This is a genomic window from Rathayibacter sp. CAU 1779, from assembly GCF_054551755.1.
The window spans coordinates 106081-121326 of the sequence record NZ_JBTOLK010000001.1 but is presented as its reverse complement, the minus strand read 5'-3'; the positions used below and the strand labels follow the sequence as shown (position 1 = coordinate 121326).

The following is a 15246-nucleotide window of genomic DNA, read 5'->3' as shown; positions in this document are numbered from 1 at the left end:
ACCCGACATGAACACAGAGCAGAACAGAGCGAGGAACGGTATGGGGCACCCCGAGTGGGCGCTGCTTCAGGTGAGCCTGCGCGCGCGCCTCGAAGAGGCGTGGCGCGAATTCGCCGCCAAGTACGTCGACGCCGACGGTCGGCTCCTCCCAGGGGGTCGGCCGGTCGGCCGCGACGGGGCCGACGACTTCCTCGAGGCGATCTTCAACTGGCCGACGCTCTACGCCGTGGGCGGTAGCCCCGAGCTGCTGGAGTGCAGCCTCCGCGTCTGGCGTGGTGTCGGGGAGCAGCTGGAGGAGCTCGGCCTCTTCCGCGACGGCTTCGAGGTCGGTTACGACTGGTTCCACATCGGCGAGGGCCTCGAACTCTTCTACGGGCTGTGCCTTGCCGATCCGCGCAATCCCGAGCTCGTGGATGCCGTCACCCGCTTCGCCGGCCTATACCTGCCCGACTCGCCGGCCGGTAACTACGACGGCGAGCGGAACACCATCCGTGCTCCGCACAACGGTGCGGGCGGACCACGGGCCGGCCTGGAGGACGAGCTGCCGAGGTTCGGACCCGAGCGAGTCGAGATGCGTCCGTACGGGCTTCCGGTGCGCGGGCTGCAGGGCATCGACACGTGGGACGACCTCGCCGAGCCCGGCAATCCGGAGCGGATGGCCGCTGCCATGCAGCGGCAGTTCGGCTCAGGTGATGTCGCCGTGAACCTCAATGTCGTCTCGCTGGTCTCACTCGCGTGGCTCCTGACAGGGGAGCAGCGCTGGCGCGACTGGGTGGAGCGCTACGTGGCCGGATGGGTCCAGCGCGCCGCCGAGAATGACGGTCTCCTGCCCGACAACGTCGGCGCGGACGGCATCGTCGGGAACGGATCCGGTGACGGCCGTGGGGATCCGGTCGGATCCTGGTTCGGCGGCCTGTACGGATGGACCTGGCCCCACGGCACCCACAGCCTGCTGCCGGCCGCGCTCAACGCGGCAGCCGGACTCCGCGCCGTCGGAGGCGGTGAGGCGGGGTTCGAGCTGGTGCGTGGCATCCTTGACGCCGTCGCATCCGAGGCGGTCCACGACTGCACCGCGGACCGTGCGTTGACGCTGAAGCGCCGCTGGATGACGCACTTCGGCGACGAGTACGAGCATGAGCTCGAGTTGTGGCCGACTCGTCTCGCCGCGGACGGCTGGTTCGACTACCAGCCGCCGCAGGTCGCGTTCCCGGTGTGGCTGTGGTGGCATTCCGGGCAGCGCGCGGATCGCGAGCGCCTCGACGCCCTGCGCGCGGGCGGCGGCTGGGACTGGACGCGCGTGCGGCAGTTCCGCGACAAGGAGGAGGCCGGGCACGAGGATGCCTGGTTCGCCGCCCTCGACGACGGTGACGTCGAGCAGTTCGCGGCCGCGTTCCTCGCCGTGGCGCACCGGCAGGTGGACGAGCGGCTGGCCGCTTTGCGCGCGGATGACGTCGCATCCGGTTTCGACCAGGACAGGTGGCAGCGTGTGAACCCGGTGGTGACCGAGGCGCTCGTGATGACGGCGCTCGGAGCCCCGCAGTCGCTCTACAACGGAGGGCTGCAGCACGCGTTCGTGCGGTATCTGGATCCGGTCACCGGGCGCCCCGGCCTGCCGGCGAGGGTGGCCGCTCTCGTGGAGTCGATCGACCCGGAGCGGTCGGTCGTGCAGCTCGTCAACCTCGGAGAGGATGCTGCGGAGCTGGTGCTTCAGGCGGGCGGATTCGGCGAGCACGTCATCCGTCGTGCCGTGCTTCGGGCTGTCGGTACCGATGAGGAGTCTGACCTGCCGATCGAGGACGGGTCGCGGATCGTCGTGCGCCTGGCGCCCGGAACCCGCGTTCGGGTCACGCTCGCGCTGGACCTGCACGCCGGAGCGGCGCATCTGCGCTGAGGGTGTTGGGCGCGGTGTTGCGCCATGGGGTCGGGCATCTTCGTGCGGGGCCCAGGGCATCCCGTCGCACGAGCATGCGGTTCGGCTCGGCACATGGATCGTGCAGGCGGGTGGGGACCACTTGCGGGCGCGCTCTCCGCGGTCTCTCTCACACACACACGCATACTCTGGGTGATGGTGCCGTCTGAGGTCGCGTGAGAGGGTGAGCGTTGTGCGGATTGTCGCGCGATGAGCCTTGGGGAGGGTGGGTCGGATGGCTCGTGTGGGTGGGTATGAGTTCAAAGGTGGCTTCCCGACCGACGTGACGGTCTCGTCGGCGTATGACGCAGCGGATTTCGCGCGGGCGGTGGTCTGCTACAAGCACTTCTTCGCCGCGGTCTCCGGGATGGCGATCTTCGCCGGCACAGAAGCGGTGGGGATCGAACCGAATCGTGTGTTCGGCACAATGGACACTCGCCCGGGACAGGTGGGGTTCACGCTGAACTCGGACACCCCGTACGCGCCGGTGTTGCTGGATCTCACGGACGGACCGTTGGTGGTGATCGTTCCTCCCGGCCCGATCGTGGGCGCAGCGTTGAACGTGGACCAGAGCTGGATCAGCGACATGGGCATCCCTGGCCCGGAAGAGGGACGAGGCGCCCGGCATGTGTTCGTCGCTGCCGGTGACGACACGGCGCTCCCGGAAGACGGATTCGCGCACCAGGCTCTTGGCAACCGGGTGGTGGTGGGTTTGCGCGCGATCCCGCAGAACGGGGATGTCGACGGGGCGGTTGAGCTGCTGCGTTCGGTGCGGGTCGTGCCGGTTCTGGAGGATACCGACTGGGAGCAGCCCACCTGGATCGATCTGACCGGCAAGCCGCAAGACACCACCCCACAGAGTGTGCAGGGCACGCTCGAGTATTGGCGGCTGCTGCACGAGTACATCAGCAGCGAACCCATCCATCCCGATGACCGCGCGTATCGTGGTGAGCTCGCCGTCCTCGGGATCCGTGCAGACGCTCCATTCGAGCCGGATGATCGGATGGCGGCGATCCTTGCCAACGCTGCTTCCGAGGCGGACGCGCAACTGAGAGTGCAATCGCTCGCCGACCGTCGCCCGGACCGCGTTGTGTGGCCAGGCCGGCAATGGGAGTGGGTGACGCTGCGACCCGAGAATGCGAACTTCGAGATCGACTCCCGTCCCGACGTCGACGCGCGTGAGACCTGGTTCTACCAAGCCATCGCCACGTCGCCGATGATGTTCCGGCGGCAGGCGGGAACCGGCTCGTTGTACTGGTTCGTGGCCCGTGATGCTGCCGGCACCTACCTGGACGGAGGCCGCTTCTACCGGCTCGAGGTGCCGTTGCCTGTGCCGGCCGGACTGTTCTGGTCACTCACCGTCTATGACGCCGAGACCCGCTCGCAGATCGACACCCCACAAGGAGCGGCCGCTGTCCGATCGTTGTTCGAACTCGACGGAAAGCTCGACGGTGATCACGCGACCATCACCTTCGGCCCGCAACGGCCGGATGACAGCGGGGATGCGTGGGTGCAGACCCTTCCCGACCGCGGATGGTTCGCCTACTTCCGCATCTACGGACCCACTGCCGCGGCCTTCGACAACACCTGGTCACTGAACGACATCACCATCCGGTGACGGCGCGCGAGTGCGGGACATCGAGCCCGCACACCTGGGCACGGCTTGCACGAGCGTCGTGAAGGCGCGCGCTGAACCATTCGGGTGCGGGATCCGCTGGGGCTTCCGTCTCGAACAACGCGAGGACGTGTTCGGCACAGTCGGCGGCCCAGGTCGCGACACGACGCCGATCCCGACTCGCTCAGCGTCTGGACGGAAGGCATGACACTGTCATAGGGATGAGAGTTCTCGTCGGGTCCATTCGTAGTCACGCTGAATCGCTGTGACGATGCCGTCGTCGACCATCGCTTGCGATTGTGCGTTGCCGGCGCGCGCTTCAGCGACGATGCCCTCCCAGCATCGGTTCTGCCACCAGAGCATGGAATCGATGACCTCTCGCAGCCGGCCATCCCACCGATATGCCTCGGTGACCGTTCGAATCTGGCTCTTCACGAGGTTGGCGTCTGCTCCCCGTCGAATCCCGGTGAACGTCCAGCACACATGCGCGAGATCGTGCACTCGGGCGCCAGGTGCGGCGAGGTCCCAATCGATGAAAGCGACGGGGACCGCCGTCCCGGAAGCACTCCGATAGATCGTGTTGCGCGGGTCCAAGTCGTTGTGACAGGCGACTTCCGCCCCCGCCGCGAGAGGAGTGCCGACGGTCAGATCGTGCAGTTCGCGCGTCATCCTCGCCACGGCAGCCAAAGGCTCTGTTTCGCCGATCCGTTGCTGCGCCGCCGAGGAGAGTGCCGCGTCACCGTGGATGAATGAGACCACGGATGTCGATCCGTCGGTCGAGATGACTTGTGGCGCGTGTCGCCATCCGAGGCCGTCGAGGAACTGCAGCAGTTCAACGACGTATCCGGACATCGGTCCCCGATGCACGACATCGCCTGCGCGACGCACCATGCTCCGATACCCGCCAGACAACTCACCCGCCACCCCCTCACAGTACGACGTAGTCGACGAGCCGATTCCGTGCTCGACACGATCACGCCAGATCGCCCACGCGCCCGGCATGAGAACGGTCACAATCGCCGTCCGGTTGCCTCTAGGCTCATTTCTCGTGCCTCCATTTCTCCCTCCGGTCCGCGATCCGCACCAGCATTCTCACGTTGGAACAGCCAGGAGGTGCGCCGCGTGAGCGACGCGCGTGCCGTCGTCGACCTCGACGACCGCGGACCGGTGATCAGCCGCCACCTCTACGGACAGTTCGCCGAGCACCTCGGCCACGGCATCTACGGCGGATTCTGGGTCGGAGCGGACTCGGACATCCCGAACGTGGGCGGGCTGCGGCTCGACGTGATCGAGGCGCTGCGCGCCATCCGCATCCCGAACCTGCGTTGGCCGGGCGGATGCTTCGCCGACGAGTACCACTGGCGTGACGGCATCGGCGCCCAGGCGACGCGGCCGCGCATGGTCAACTCGCACTGGGGCGACGTCGTCGAGGACAACTCGTTCGGGACGCACGAGTTCCTCGCCCTGTGCGAACTCCTCGGCACCGAGCCGTACATCTCGGCCAACGTGGGCAGCGGGACGGTCCGCGAGGCCGCCGAGTGGGTCGAGTACCTGACCCGCGGCGACGACAGCCCGATGTCGGGACTGCGCAGGGAGAACGGCCGCGACGAACCGTGGAAGGTGCGCTTCTGGGGCCTCGGCAACGAACCGTGGGGATGCGGCGGCCGCATGGATGCGAAGGCCTACGCCCTCACCGCGCGCACGTTCGGCACGTACAGCCGCGACCACGGCGGCAACAAGCTCTACCGGATCGCAGCAGGCGCGAACGCGGACGCGTACGGATGGACCGAGACCCTCATGCGGGCGCTCGGATTCCGGCTCGGCCACTCCACGCCGGAGGGCGAGGGCGTCGGCGCCTACCAGGCCATCTCGTTCCACTCCTACACGATTCCCGGCACGTGGGGCGCGAAGGGCAGCGCGACCGAGTTCGGCACCGACGAGTACTACCGCACGCTGGCCCGAGCATCCCAGGTGGGCGAGCAGCTGCAGCGGCACGCGGCGATCATGGACGCCTACGATCCGGACCGCACGGTCGGCCTCGTGCTCGACGAGTGGGGCATCTGGCTCGACACGGAGCCCGGAACGAACCCGGGATTCCTGTATCAGCAGAACAGCGTGCGGGACGCGCTCGTCGCATCCATGCACCTCGACGAGTTCCACCGGCACGCCGACCGTCTCGTCATGGCGAACATCGCCCAGACGGTCAACGTGCTGCAGGCGATGCTGCTCACCGACGGCGGGACGCTCATCCGCACGCCCACGTACTGGGTGTTCGAGATGAGCAAGGGACACCAGGATGCCGATTCCCTGCGCCTGCGGATGACCGATGTGCCAGAGGTCGAGGCCGACGGGCGCAGTGTTCCGCTGGTGTCGGCATCCGCGAGTCGGACGGATGGTGCGGCGCTCCTGTCGCTCAGCAATCTCGACGCGGATGCCCCTGCGCGCATCACCGTCGAGCTCCGCGGCGGCTCAGCGACCGCGGCGTACGGCCGCATGCTGACGGCCGAGACGGCGACGGCGCACAACACGTCCGAGAATCCGGACGCCGTCTCGCCCGTCGAGCTGACGGTGGAGCTGACCGGATCGACGCTCGTCGTCGAGCTGCCGCCGCACACGTTCGCGACGGTGGAGCTCGACGTCGCCTGAGCCCCCTCTCGTCCCGGTGCGGCCTCCGCGCCGCACCGGGCGCATCCCGCGACGGCGCACAACCCCCCGAGAGTGCCCGTTCCTCCGCACGAAAGTGCGAGTTTCTATGCTCGAAAGTGCGAGTTTCTACGCTCGAAAGTGCGCGAATCTCCGCGCGAAAGTGCGGGTCTCTACGCTCGAGAGTGCCCATTCCCCCGCTCGAGTGCGCGAATCTCCCTGTTGCGAGGGTGCGCACTTCTTCGCAGGTTGGAGTGTAGAGACGCGAACGTTCGAGCGTCGAAACGGGCACTTTCGAGCGTAGAAACTCGCACTTTCGCGCGTAGAAACGGGCACCCTCGGGAGGAGGAACGGGCACGTTCGGGAGGGGAAACGGGCACGTTCGGGAGGGGAAACGGGCACCCTCGGGGTGGGGAGGGGGCGGGGCGGTCTACGGGCTCTGCAGGGACGCGTGGCGCGCGAAGGCGTCGGCCGCGGCATCCGCCTTGTCGGGGCGCAGCAGCTTCAGGAGCTTGGCGTGCTCGTCGGCGATCTTCGCCCAGTCGCCCTTGAACAGCGGATCGCCGACCGCACGGGACGAGCGCAGCGCGGGCTCGATGACGTCCCAGCACTTGACGATGAGCGGGTTGCCGCCCGCGGTGCACACCTCGCGATGGAACTGGAAGTCGAGCACGCGGAAGGCGGCAACGTCTTCGATCGCGGCGGCTTCGCGCATCCGCTCCACGACCGACTCGAGCACGGCCTTCGCATCGTCCGACATCACCTCGGCGGCGAGCCTGGCCGACGTGCGCTCGATCATGGTGCGGGCGACGACGGCGTGCTCGAGGTCGTCCTCCTGGGCGACGGTCACGAAGTGGCCGCGGCGCGGAACGTGGGTGAGCACTCCCTCGTAGGCGAGACGTTTGACGGCATCGCGCACCGGCGCCTGGCTGATGCCGAGCCGCTGCGACAGTTCGAGCTCGACGACGCGGTCGCCTGGCTTCAGTGCCTGCTCCATGACGAGTCGGCGCACGAGGTCGTACACCTGATCGGAGAGCAAGTCGCGGCCGAAGTTGCCGCGCTCGGCCTCCAGGCTGCGGCGCAGGGCGTCACGCGACCCGGGCTCGGAGTTCATCGTGGCGGCATCCGAGGCGCCGGAGAAGGCGTTCGTCTCGGAGTGGGAAGCCGAAGTGTTCGACACGGGCATGAGTCTATCTATCGATAATCCTGCAGATCGGCGTTGACGGGCGTCCAGATATCCCGCTAGTTTCATCGATTATACCCTATCGATAGGAGCGAGGATGCTTGCTGTCAACAACCGCCGTCCCGGCGATCGGTCACCGAAGGCGCTCACGGACCGACGATCCGTACAGTCGACGCCGCCGGGCAGGCGCGTTGCCGCGCTCGCGGTCGCGGCTGTCGCGGCTGTCGCGCTGGCGATCCCCGCAGCAGCCGCTGCCACGCCGTCTCACGGCACCACGTACTACGTCTCCACGCACGGCAACGACCACAAGGACGGTCGCAGCCCGAACCACGCGTTCGCGACGATCCAGCGCTGCGCGGATGTGATGATCGCGGGCGACACCTGTGAGATCGCGGGCGGCACGTATCGCGAGACCGTCACGCCCAAGGCGTCCGGCACCGCGCAAGCACCCATCACGTACCGGGCGGCGCGCGGGGCGACGGTCACCGTCTCAGGTGCGGATCCGGTGAGCCACTGGAAGCACGTCAAGGGGCGGGATGTCACGGCCTTGGCGGCATCCGATCCGTTCGTCGTCGGCTCCGCGTTCAGCCAGGCCGTCGACGCCGGAGACGTCTACTCGGTGCCGATCGACCTTGGCGACGACGTCAGCCCCGTGCAGGTCTTCACGGATGGCGCGATGGATGTCGAGGCGCAGTGGCCGTATCCGGGCAGCGACCCGATCCATCCGCTCACCGTCGAGCGTGCGCAGGCGGGCAGCACGGGCGCGACGCTCGTGGATCCCGCCCTCACGCAACCGGCCGGCTACTGGAACGGCGCCCGCGTGCTCACCAGCTACTGGTACGCCACCGAGACCGGGACCATCGTCGACTCGGCGACCGGATCCCTCACTCTCGACGTCGCACCCGCGTGCGTGCACACCATCACGCCCGGCCAGACGCGCTACACGCTGGCCGGTCAGATCGCCGAGCTCTCGCACAACGGGGAGTGGTTCTACGACACGTCCGCCAAGCAGCTCTACCTGGTGAGCCAGAGGCCGCCGTCGACCCAGCTGATCGAGACGAAGCAGCGGCAGCTCGGGTTCGACCTCACGAGCGCGAGCAACACGACGGTACAGGGCATCCACCTGTTCGGCACGTCGATCGCGACCGGTGACAACAGCACGGGCATCACGCTCGACGGCATCGTCGGCAAGTACCTCTCGCATTACACGGATGTCACGCAGGGCGCCACGAACTGCGGCACGACGGTCAACAGGGGCATCGTCGACAGCGGCATCGTCATCAAGGGCACGGGGAACGTCGTGCGTGACAGCACGCTCTCGCTGAGCGCCGGCAACGGCATCGCGCTGCTCGGAAACGGCAATACGGCGACGGAGAACGTGATCACCGACGTCGACTATGCGGGAACGTATGCGGCAGGTATCGCCGTGCAGGGATCCGGCGAGACTGTCACGCACAACACCATCTCGCGGGTGGGACGAAGCGGCATCAACCTGCAGTGGATCCAGCCGGCGAGCGGCATCGAGGCGCCGGATCGCATCGCGTACAACGACATCTCGGAGTATGGAAACCTCAACCTCGACACCGCGGCGATCTACGGCTGCTGCGGCGGGTCGATGCAGGGAACGTCGATCGACCACAACGTGTTGCACGACGCCACACCCGCCATCGGCACGACCGAGAAGTTCGCCATGGCAGGCGTCTACCTCGACAACGGGCAGAGCGACGTGCGGGTCGTGAACAACGTGGGCTGGAACAACCCGACGCAGACCGTCATGCTCAACGGACTCGGCTCTGGCTCGTACAACAACCTCGTCGCCAACAACACCGGCGGCGTCTACATGATGTACGTCAAGGGCGCGAACCAGTCCACCGGAACCGTGGTGGAGAACAACATCGGGGCGATGGTCGGAACGACGGATGCGACCCTGGGAGGCATGGTGCTGACCGACAATATGGATTCCACCGTTGATCCGTTGTTCACCGATGCGGCGAACAACGACTACACCTTGCAGCCCGGCTCGCCGGCACGCAATGCGGCCATCCCGCTGCCCGGCATCAACGACGGATCGACGGATGCCACGCCCAGCCTCGGCGCCTACCAGTACGGCGCCCCGAGGTGGACGGCCGGCGCCACTCGCCGCTAGGCGACAAACGCCGAGTTCCCTGAGCGAGCGGAGCGAGTCGGAGGGCAGGCCGGTCGGCAGGCCCCCGACTCGGCTTCGCCTCGCCCGGGGCGCTCGGGCGTTCGGACCGGGCACTCGAGCGAACGACACGAAAGAAGCGATGAGAACCGACGCACACGTGCACGTGTGGACCGACGCGCTGGCCGACACCGGCCGGCGCACCGGCGCGCGTGCCGTCGAACCGCGCGACACGCTCGACCGGCTCCGGCCCCTCGCCGCGGAAGCCGGTGTCGATCGCGTGGTGCTCGTGCAGACCATCGGCAGCGAGACCGAGAGCGAGGAGCTTCTCGCCCTTGCCGGCTCCGACCCGCTGGTGGCGGGCGTGGTGGGCTGGGTCGATCTTGCGGCACCGGATGTCGAGGGACGCCTCGACCGCATGCTCGGCTCAGCAGGAGGCGAGCGGCTGGTGGGCATCCGCTCGATGGTCCCGCGCATCGCGACTCGACAGCTCGCGATTCCACACCCAGGGGACGCGCGACGGGCGGACGACCGTGCGGCCTCGCCGCTCGCGGACGGAATGCGCGCCCTCGCCGCCCGCGACCTCACGCTCGACCTGCTCCTCACGCCCGAACGCCTTCCGGACGCGCTGGCGCTCGTCGAGGCGGTGCCCGACCTCCGATTCGTGATCGACCACCTCGCGAAACCGGATGTCGCCCGCAACGACCTCGAGTCCTGGCGTGCGCACCTGAAGGCGTTCGCCCGACACGGCTCCGTGGCGGTCAAGCTGTCCGGGCTGCTCACCCAGCTCGATTCGGATCGCCAAGGGATCGACGACCTGCGTCCCTACGTCGACGCGGTGCTCGAGGACTTCGGGCCCGACCGGGTGATGATCGGATCCGACTGGCCCCTCTGCGAACCGGTCGGCGGATACGTCGGCGCGATCGGAACGATTGACGGCCTCGTCGCCGACTGGGCGGGAACGGGGCCGACGTCGACCGACCGTCAAGACGGCAGGGGATCGGTGTCGGCCGAGCGTCCGAACAGCGTGGAAGGGGCAGCGTCCGATCGCTCGGTCGTCGTCGCAGATCGGACGCGCGGGGGCACGGCAGCCGACTGGTATCGGCTGGGTGGCTAGGGTGGCGGGTCGGACGCTCGCCCGCGACGAAGGAGGCACGACACGTGAACGACAGACGACGAACAGGTGCGACAGTCGCGCCGCCCATGGCAGAGCGGTTCGGATTCGACCCGACGCACGGCTACGCGCTGACGGAGCTGCTCGAGATCGGCACTCCGGAGGAACCGGACGACTTCGACGCGTTCTGGGCCGGCATCTCCCCTGAGGCGGATGCCATCGAGCTCGCGATCGGGATGGGCGCGTGGTCGCCGCTTCCCGACGCGCCGGGAGTCGAGGTCGCCGACCTGCAGTTTCGCAGCCTCGACGGGCGCTGGATCGGCGGCTGGCTGACCCGTCCGCGCGGCGGCGTCGCGCCGGCGCGGGGTTTCGTCATCGGACACGGATACGGCGGGCGCGACGCACCCGACGTGTCCGGCATCCCGACGGATGCGGTGGCCGTGTTCCCCGTCGCGCGCGGGCTTCCGACCAGGAGCGAGGTCGAGGGGGTTGGCGGCGCGACGGGTCTGCATCACGTGCTGTGGGGCATCCGCTCGCCGCGCGAGTACAGCCACGTCGGATCGGTCGTCGACACGTGGATCGCCGCCAGAGTGCTGCGGATGCTGTTCCCCGGCATCGACCTGCCGGTCTACATCGGCGGAAGCTTCGGCGGCGGCATCGGTGCACTCGCCCTCGCCTTCGGGGACCGATTCTCGGCCGGTGTGCTCGAGGTGCCGAGCTTCGGGAACCATCCGTTACGGGTCGCCGTGCCGAGCACAGGCTCGGCAGCTGTGGTGCGCGAGTATGTCGTGGAGCATCCGGAGGTCATGGAGACGCTTCGCTATGCGGATGCCGCCAGCGCCGCCCTGCGCGTGACCGTGCCCGTGCTCGTGCTGCCGGCACTGGCAGACCCGAGCGTTCCGCCGCAGGGACAGTTCGCAGTCGCCAACGCGCTCGGCGGACCGACCTGGGTGCACGTGCTGCCGCACGGCCACTGCGCAGGCGGCGACGGATGCGAGGACTCGGGTCGCGCGGACGCAGTCGCCCGGTTCCTGGCGGAGGTCGCAGCCGGGTCACGCGCGTAGGCGCTTCCCCGCGGTGCACGCGATCGGCGCACCGCGTGATCAGTCGGTGAGGAGCGACTCGATCAGGCCGGGGAACCGCTCGTCGAGCTCGGCGCGGCGCAGCTCGATCTCGTGCGTGCGACCGTTGACCGCCCACTTCGTCAGCCCGGACTCGCGCAACGTCTTGAAGTGGTGCGACAGCGTGGACTTCTGCACGCTGAACTCGCCGACGACCTCGGACTTCGGACGCGGCGTGCCATCCGCCAGTCGACGGACGATCTCCAGTCGGATCGGATCACCCAACGCACGCAGCACGTCCACGAGCTGCACGTCGGCCAGGTCGGGGACGGGATAGTGCTCGATCCCGTTCTCGAGCCGGAACGCAGGGGGCTCCTGCTCGGGCCTGCCGGATCCGTCGGGTTCGTGTTCTGGCACGTCACTCTCCGAAAAATAGTTCGACATCCATCGAACAGTTGGTCTATCTTGACGGTATGACCGTCATCGAACAATCATATCGCGGTTCGACCCTTCGACTCATCGTCCTTATGGTCGGTCTGTTCGCGGTCGGAACGAACGCCTTCGTGATCGCCGGACTTCTGCCGCGCATCGCGGGCGGGCTCGGCACGAGCCAGGCATCTGTCAGCTACTCGATCACCGTCTACGCGCTCCTCGTAGCGCTCGCGTCGCCCGTCGTGGCGATCGTGTTGTCCCGCATGCCGCGCGGGTTCCTGATGGCGGGCGGAGCGCTGCTGTTCACGGTCGGCGTCGTCATCGCGGCGCTCAGCACCTCACTGACCGGGTTCGTAGTCGCACGTGTGATCGCCGCCCTCGGCGGAGCCGCACTGGTGCCGACGGCGAGCGCGGTCGCCGCGACGATCGTGTCGCCAGAGCGTCGAGGACGGGCGCTCGCCATGGTGGGGGCGGGCTTCACGCTCGCGGTCGCGCTCGGTGCTCCGCTCGGCACGGCGCTGGGCAGCATCGCCGGATGGCGCGCTCCGATGTGGGCGCTGGCCGTCATCGGCGCGGTCGTCACCGTGCTGATCCTGCCGATGTTCCGTGCGGTTCCGCACCCCGCTCCGATCCCGCTCCTCCGCCGGCTGCGACCGTTGTCCGACCTGCGCGTGCTCGCAGCCCTGGGGACGACACTCTTCGTGACCGCCAGCTTCAACATCGTCTACATCTTCTCTGCGCAGGTCGTGCGCGCTGCGACGGGCGGATCCGGCTCGCTGCTGGCTGTTCTCCTTCTCGTCTACGGTGTCGCAGGCGTCATCGGCAACGCGTTCGCCGGTCGTGTGACGGACCGGTACGGCAGTCGGGTCAGTGCGACGGTCGCGTTGCTCGTGCAGACGGTCGCACTGGTGACGCTGGCGTGCTTCGAGTGGTCGTTCGCGGCATCCGTCGTGGTGTTCGCGGTGTGGGGCATCGTCGTCGCCGGGCTGACGATTCCGGTGCAGCACCGGCTGGTCACGATCGATCCGCAGAGCGCCCAGCAGACCATGGCGTGGTACTCGACCGCGATGTACCTCGGGATCGCGATCGCGCCTCCGCTCGGAAACCTCTCGCTCGACGTCGCCGGCCCGTGGCTGGTTCCGATCGCCGGCGCGGTGGTCAGCGTGATCGCCTTGGCGCTGTTCCTCCTTGGCTATCGAACCCGGCGGGCGTCCGCGGTGGGCACCTCGGCGCCGCGCGCGGTGGACGCTGGAGCGCACGGCGTTGCCTCCGGGGGGTGAAGCTCAGCGATCAGCCGCGACCCCGGCGCTGACGGCCGTCTCGGCCGTCAGTCGGGCGCGCGCAGTATCGGCGTGGTTGGTTGATACGGCCGGTACTGGAGCGGGTCGAGTTCCCGGGGAGGTGACACGCTCGCCGGTGCGGCGGCGTGTACGTCGCACCGATCGCAGCCACGCGCGGTGTCGACTGCGGCGCGCCGCGCGGGGAGCGGCGCGCGAAAAGCTCAGTGCAGGCTGACCTTCTTCGGAAGGGCGAACACGAGCAGGAACGCCGCGACGGCGAAGGCCGAGCTCGTCAGCATGGCCAGAGCCGCCCCGTCGCCGAACGCGACGGCCAGGCCGTGGTCGACGTATTGCTGGATCGCGTGTTTGATGGCGTCAGAGCCGCCGGCGGCATGCTGTTGCGCGATCTCGGCGGCCTTGGCCTTGCTCGGCGCGAACGACGACGGCAACTGTGCGAAAAGCACGCTGCCGATGATGGCGATGCCGACCGCGGATCCGATGCGCTGCATGGTCTGGATGACGCCGCTCGCGGCTCCGGCCTCCGAGTTGTCCACGGTGGCGACGATGAAGCGCGCGTTCGGTGCGATGAAGAGACCGCTGCCGAAGCCGGCGACGAGGAGCGGCGGGAGGAGATCCCAGTTGACGAGATCCTGGGTCGGCGCGAGCCAGAAGATCAGCCACAACGTGATGAGGCCGAGCGCGACGAGTCCGGTGCCGAGGCTGAGCACGTTGCGTCCGAGCCGTTGCGCGAATGGGTCGCTCAGCGCGGCTCCGACGATGCTGCCGATCGAGAACGGGAGTGATACCAGGCCTGACTCGAGCGCAGTGTGCTGCAGACCCGCCTGCCAGAGCAGCGAGATGGTGAAGAAGATGCTGGTGAACGCCGCGAAATAGACGAATGCGAGCAGCACCCCGCCCGTGAACTGCGGATGCGAGAACAGGTGCGGCGGAACGAGCGGCTCCGTCTTCGTGGTGGCGACGTGCCGCTCCCAGAAGGCGAACAGCACCAGCAGCACGATGCCGCCGGCGAGGCTGAGCCAGGTCCAGAGCGGCCAGCCCTGGTCCTCTCCCTCGATCAATGGCACAAGGAGCGCGACGAGGCCGGCGATCGCGAGGAGGAGGCCGACGACATCCGTCGACAGGCGCTTGCCCTCCGCCCCGCGCGGTACGAGCAGGAACGCGGCGATCACGGTGAGCACGCCGATCGGTGCGTTCACGAAGAAGATGGAACGCCATCCCTCGGTCTCGCCGAAGGCCTGGATCAGCAGACCGCCGACGAGCGGGCCGAGCGCCGTCGAGATGCCGATCACGGCGCCCATCACGCCGAAGGCCCGCCCGCGGATGCGCGGCGGGAACATCAGCTGGATCAGGGATGCCACGGCCGGCACGTAGATGCCGCCGCCGATTCCCTGCACCACGCGAGCGACGACGAGCTCGGTGCTCGATTGCGCGAAGCCGCACCAGACGCTGGCGAGCGTGAACACCGCGACGCCGACGATGAAGATCCACTTGTGGCCGAAGCGATCGCCGAATCGTCCGGCGGGGATGAGCAAGAGGCCGAAGGCGAGCGCGTATCCGGAGATGACCCACGACAGGGTCGCTTCGTCGGCGTCGAGGCTTGTGCGGATCGTCTGCAGCGCGACGTTGACGATGCTCGTGTCGAGCAGTGCCATGGCCATGCCGGCGAGCAGCACGACCAGTGCCCACCAGGCACGCTTGCTCACGGTGGTCCCTGAGGGATCGGGCGAGAGGGAGAACGAACCGGCGCGGCCGGTGGGTGCCTGGGGTGAGTTGTCCGTCACTGGACAAGTGGACCACGCAGACCGCCGAATCGCATCATCGCTCCTCGGATGCCGGTGGACCGGG

Annotated in this window: 11 protein-coding genes and 1 pseudogene; 7 read left to right on the top strand and 5 right to left on the bottom strand. The window is 68.3% G+C overall.

The genetic code is table 11. The features are described 5' to 3' along the window. Positions 1-40 precede the first annotated feature (40 nt). Both ACX9R5_RS00545 and ACX9R5_RS00540 read left to right on the top strand, forming a co-directional pair. Positions 41-1891, top strand: coding sequence for a hypothetical protein (locus ACX9R5_RS00545; RefSeq protein WP_459407057.1), 1851 nt, complete (start codon positions 41-43; stop codon positions 1889-1891). Between the two features lie 253 nt (positions 1892-2144). Further along, complete coding sequence (locus ACX9R5_RS00540) at positions 2145-3527, top strand: DUF1214 domain-containing protein (RefSeq protein WP_459407056.1); 1383 nt, start codon at positions 2145-2147, stop codon at positions 3525-3527. Here the strand turns inward: ACX9R5_RS00540 and ACX9R5_RS00535 are convergent. Further along, positions 3514-3690 (bottom strand): annotated as a pseudogene (locus ACX9R5_RS00535) (putative immunity protein); the annotation flags it as partial. The gene ACX9R5_RS00540 and the pseudogene ACX9R5_RS00535 overlap by 14 nt on opposite strands. Positions 3691-3737: 47 nt before the next feature. After that, positions 3738-4283: a phosphotransferase gene (locus ACX9R5_RS00530; RefSeq protein ID WP_459407055.1), complete on the bottom strand. Its 546-nt coding sequence runs from the start codon at positions 4281-4283 to the stop codon at positions 3738-3740. 363 nt (positions 4284-4646) lie between these two features. On the opposite strand from ACX9R5_RS00530, the gene ACX9R5_RS00525 reads away from it, so the two are divergent. Continuing rightward, positions 4647-6170, top strand: a complete 1524-nt coding sequence (locus ACX9R5_RS00525) for an alpha-N-arabinofuranosidase (RefSeq protein WP_459407054.1) — start codon at positions 4647-4649, stop codon at positions 6168-6170. Positions 6171-6597: 427 nt separating this feature from the next. On the opposite strand, the gene ACX9R5_RS00520 is transcribed toward ACX9R5_RS00525, so the two are convergent. After that, a complete protein-coding gene (locus ACX9R5_RS00520; RefSeq protein ID WP_459407053.1) occupies positions 6598-7347 on the bottom strand; it encodes a GntR family transcriptional regulator in 750 nt (249 codons plus the stop codon). A 100-nt stretch (positions 7348-7447) separates the two neighbouring features. On the opposite strand from ACX9R5_RS00520, the gene ACX9R5_RS00515 reads away from it, so the two are divergent. From ACX9R5_RS00515 to ACX9R5_RS00505, 3 genes are all read left to right on the top strand, one after another. Further along, positions 7448-9496, top strand: a complete 2049-nt coding sequence (locus tag ACX9R5_RS00515; protein ID WP_459407052.1) for a right-handed parallel beta-helix repeat-containing protein — start codon at positions 7448-7450, stop codon at positions 9494-9496. Between the two features lie 139 nt (positions 9497-9635). Continuing rightward, the gene (locus tag ACX9R5_RS00510) at positions 9636-10610 is read left to right on the top strand and encodes an amidohydrolase family protein (RefSeq protein WP_459407051.1); all 975 of its coding nucleotides are present in this window, start codon (positions 9636-9638) and stop codon (positions 10608-10610) included. A gap of 86 nt (positions 10611-10696) precedes the next feature. Further along, a complete protein-coding gene (locus tag ACX9R5_RS00505; RefSeq protein WP_459407050.1) occupies positions 10697-11671 on the top strand; it encodes an acetylxylan esterase in 975 nt (324 codons plus the stop codon). Between the two features lie 39 nt (positions 11672-11710). On the opposite strand, the gene ACX9R5_RS00500 is transcribed toward ACX9R5_RS00505, so the two are convergent. Further along, on the bottom strand, positions 11711-12085 hold the full coding sequence (locus ACX9R5_RS00500; protein WP_459407049.1) for an ArsR/SmtB family transcription factor: 375 nt from the start codon (positions 12083-12085) through the stop codon (positions 11711-11713). 56 nt (positions 12086-12141) lie between these two features. On the opposite strand from ACX9R5_RS00500, the gene ACX9R5_RS00495 reads away from it, so the two are divergent. Next, the gene (locus ACX9R5_RS00495) at positions 12142-13380 is read left to right on the top strand and encodes an MFS transporter (protein WP_459407048.1); all 1239 of its coding nucleotides are present in this window, start codon (positions 12142-12144) and stop codon (positions 13378-13380) included. A 221-nt stretch (positions 13381-13601) separates the two neighbouring features. Here the strand turns inward: ACX9R5_RS00495 and ACX9R5_RS00490 are convergent, their stop codons facing one another. Next, positions 13602-15182, bottom strand: coding sequence for an MFS transporter (locus ACX9R5_RS00490; protein WP_459407047.1), 1581 nt, complete (start codon positions 15180-15182; stop codon positions 13602-13604). Positions 15183-15246 lie beyond the last annotated feature (64 nt).

Excerpts from the sequence above, each read along its gene's own strand:
- ACX9R5_RS00545 (WP_459407057.1), top strand. The coding sequence starts at position 41 with ATGGGGCACCCCGAGTGGGCGCTGCTTCAGGTGAGCCTGCGCGCGCGC.
- ACX9R5_RS00540 (WP_459407056.1), top strand. The coding sequence starts at position 2,145 with ATGGCTCGTGTGGGTGGGTATGAGTTCAAAGGTGGCTTCCCGACCGAC.
- ACX9R5_RS00515 (WP_459407052.1), top strand. The coding sequence starts at position 7,448 with ATGCTTGCTGTCAACAACCGCCGTCCCGGCGATCGGTCACCGAAGGCG.
- ACX9R5_RS00510 (WP_459407051.1), top strand. The coding sequence starts at position 9,636 with ATGAGAACCGACGCACACGTGCACGTGTGGACCGACGCGCTGGCCGAC.
- ACX9R5_RS00505 (WP_459407050.1), top strand. The coding sequence starts at position 10,697 with ATGGCAGAGCGGTTCGGATTCGACCCGACGCACGGCTACGCGCTGACG.
- ACX9R5_RS00495 (WP_459407048.1), top strand. The coding sequence starts at position 12,142 with ATGACCGTCATCGAACAATCATATCGCGGTTCGACCCTTCGACTCATC.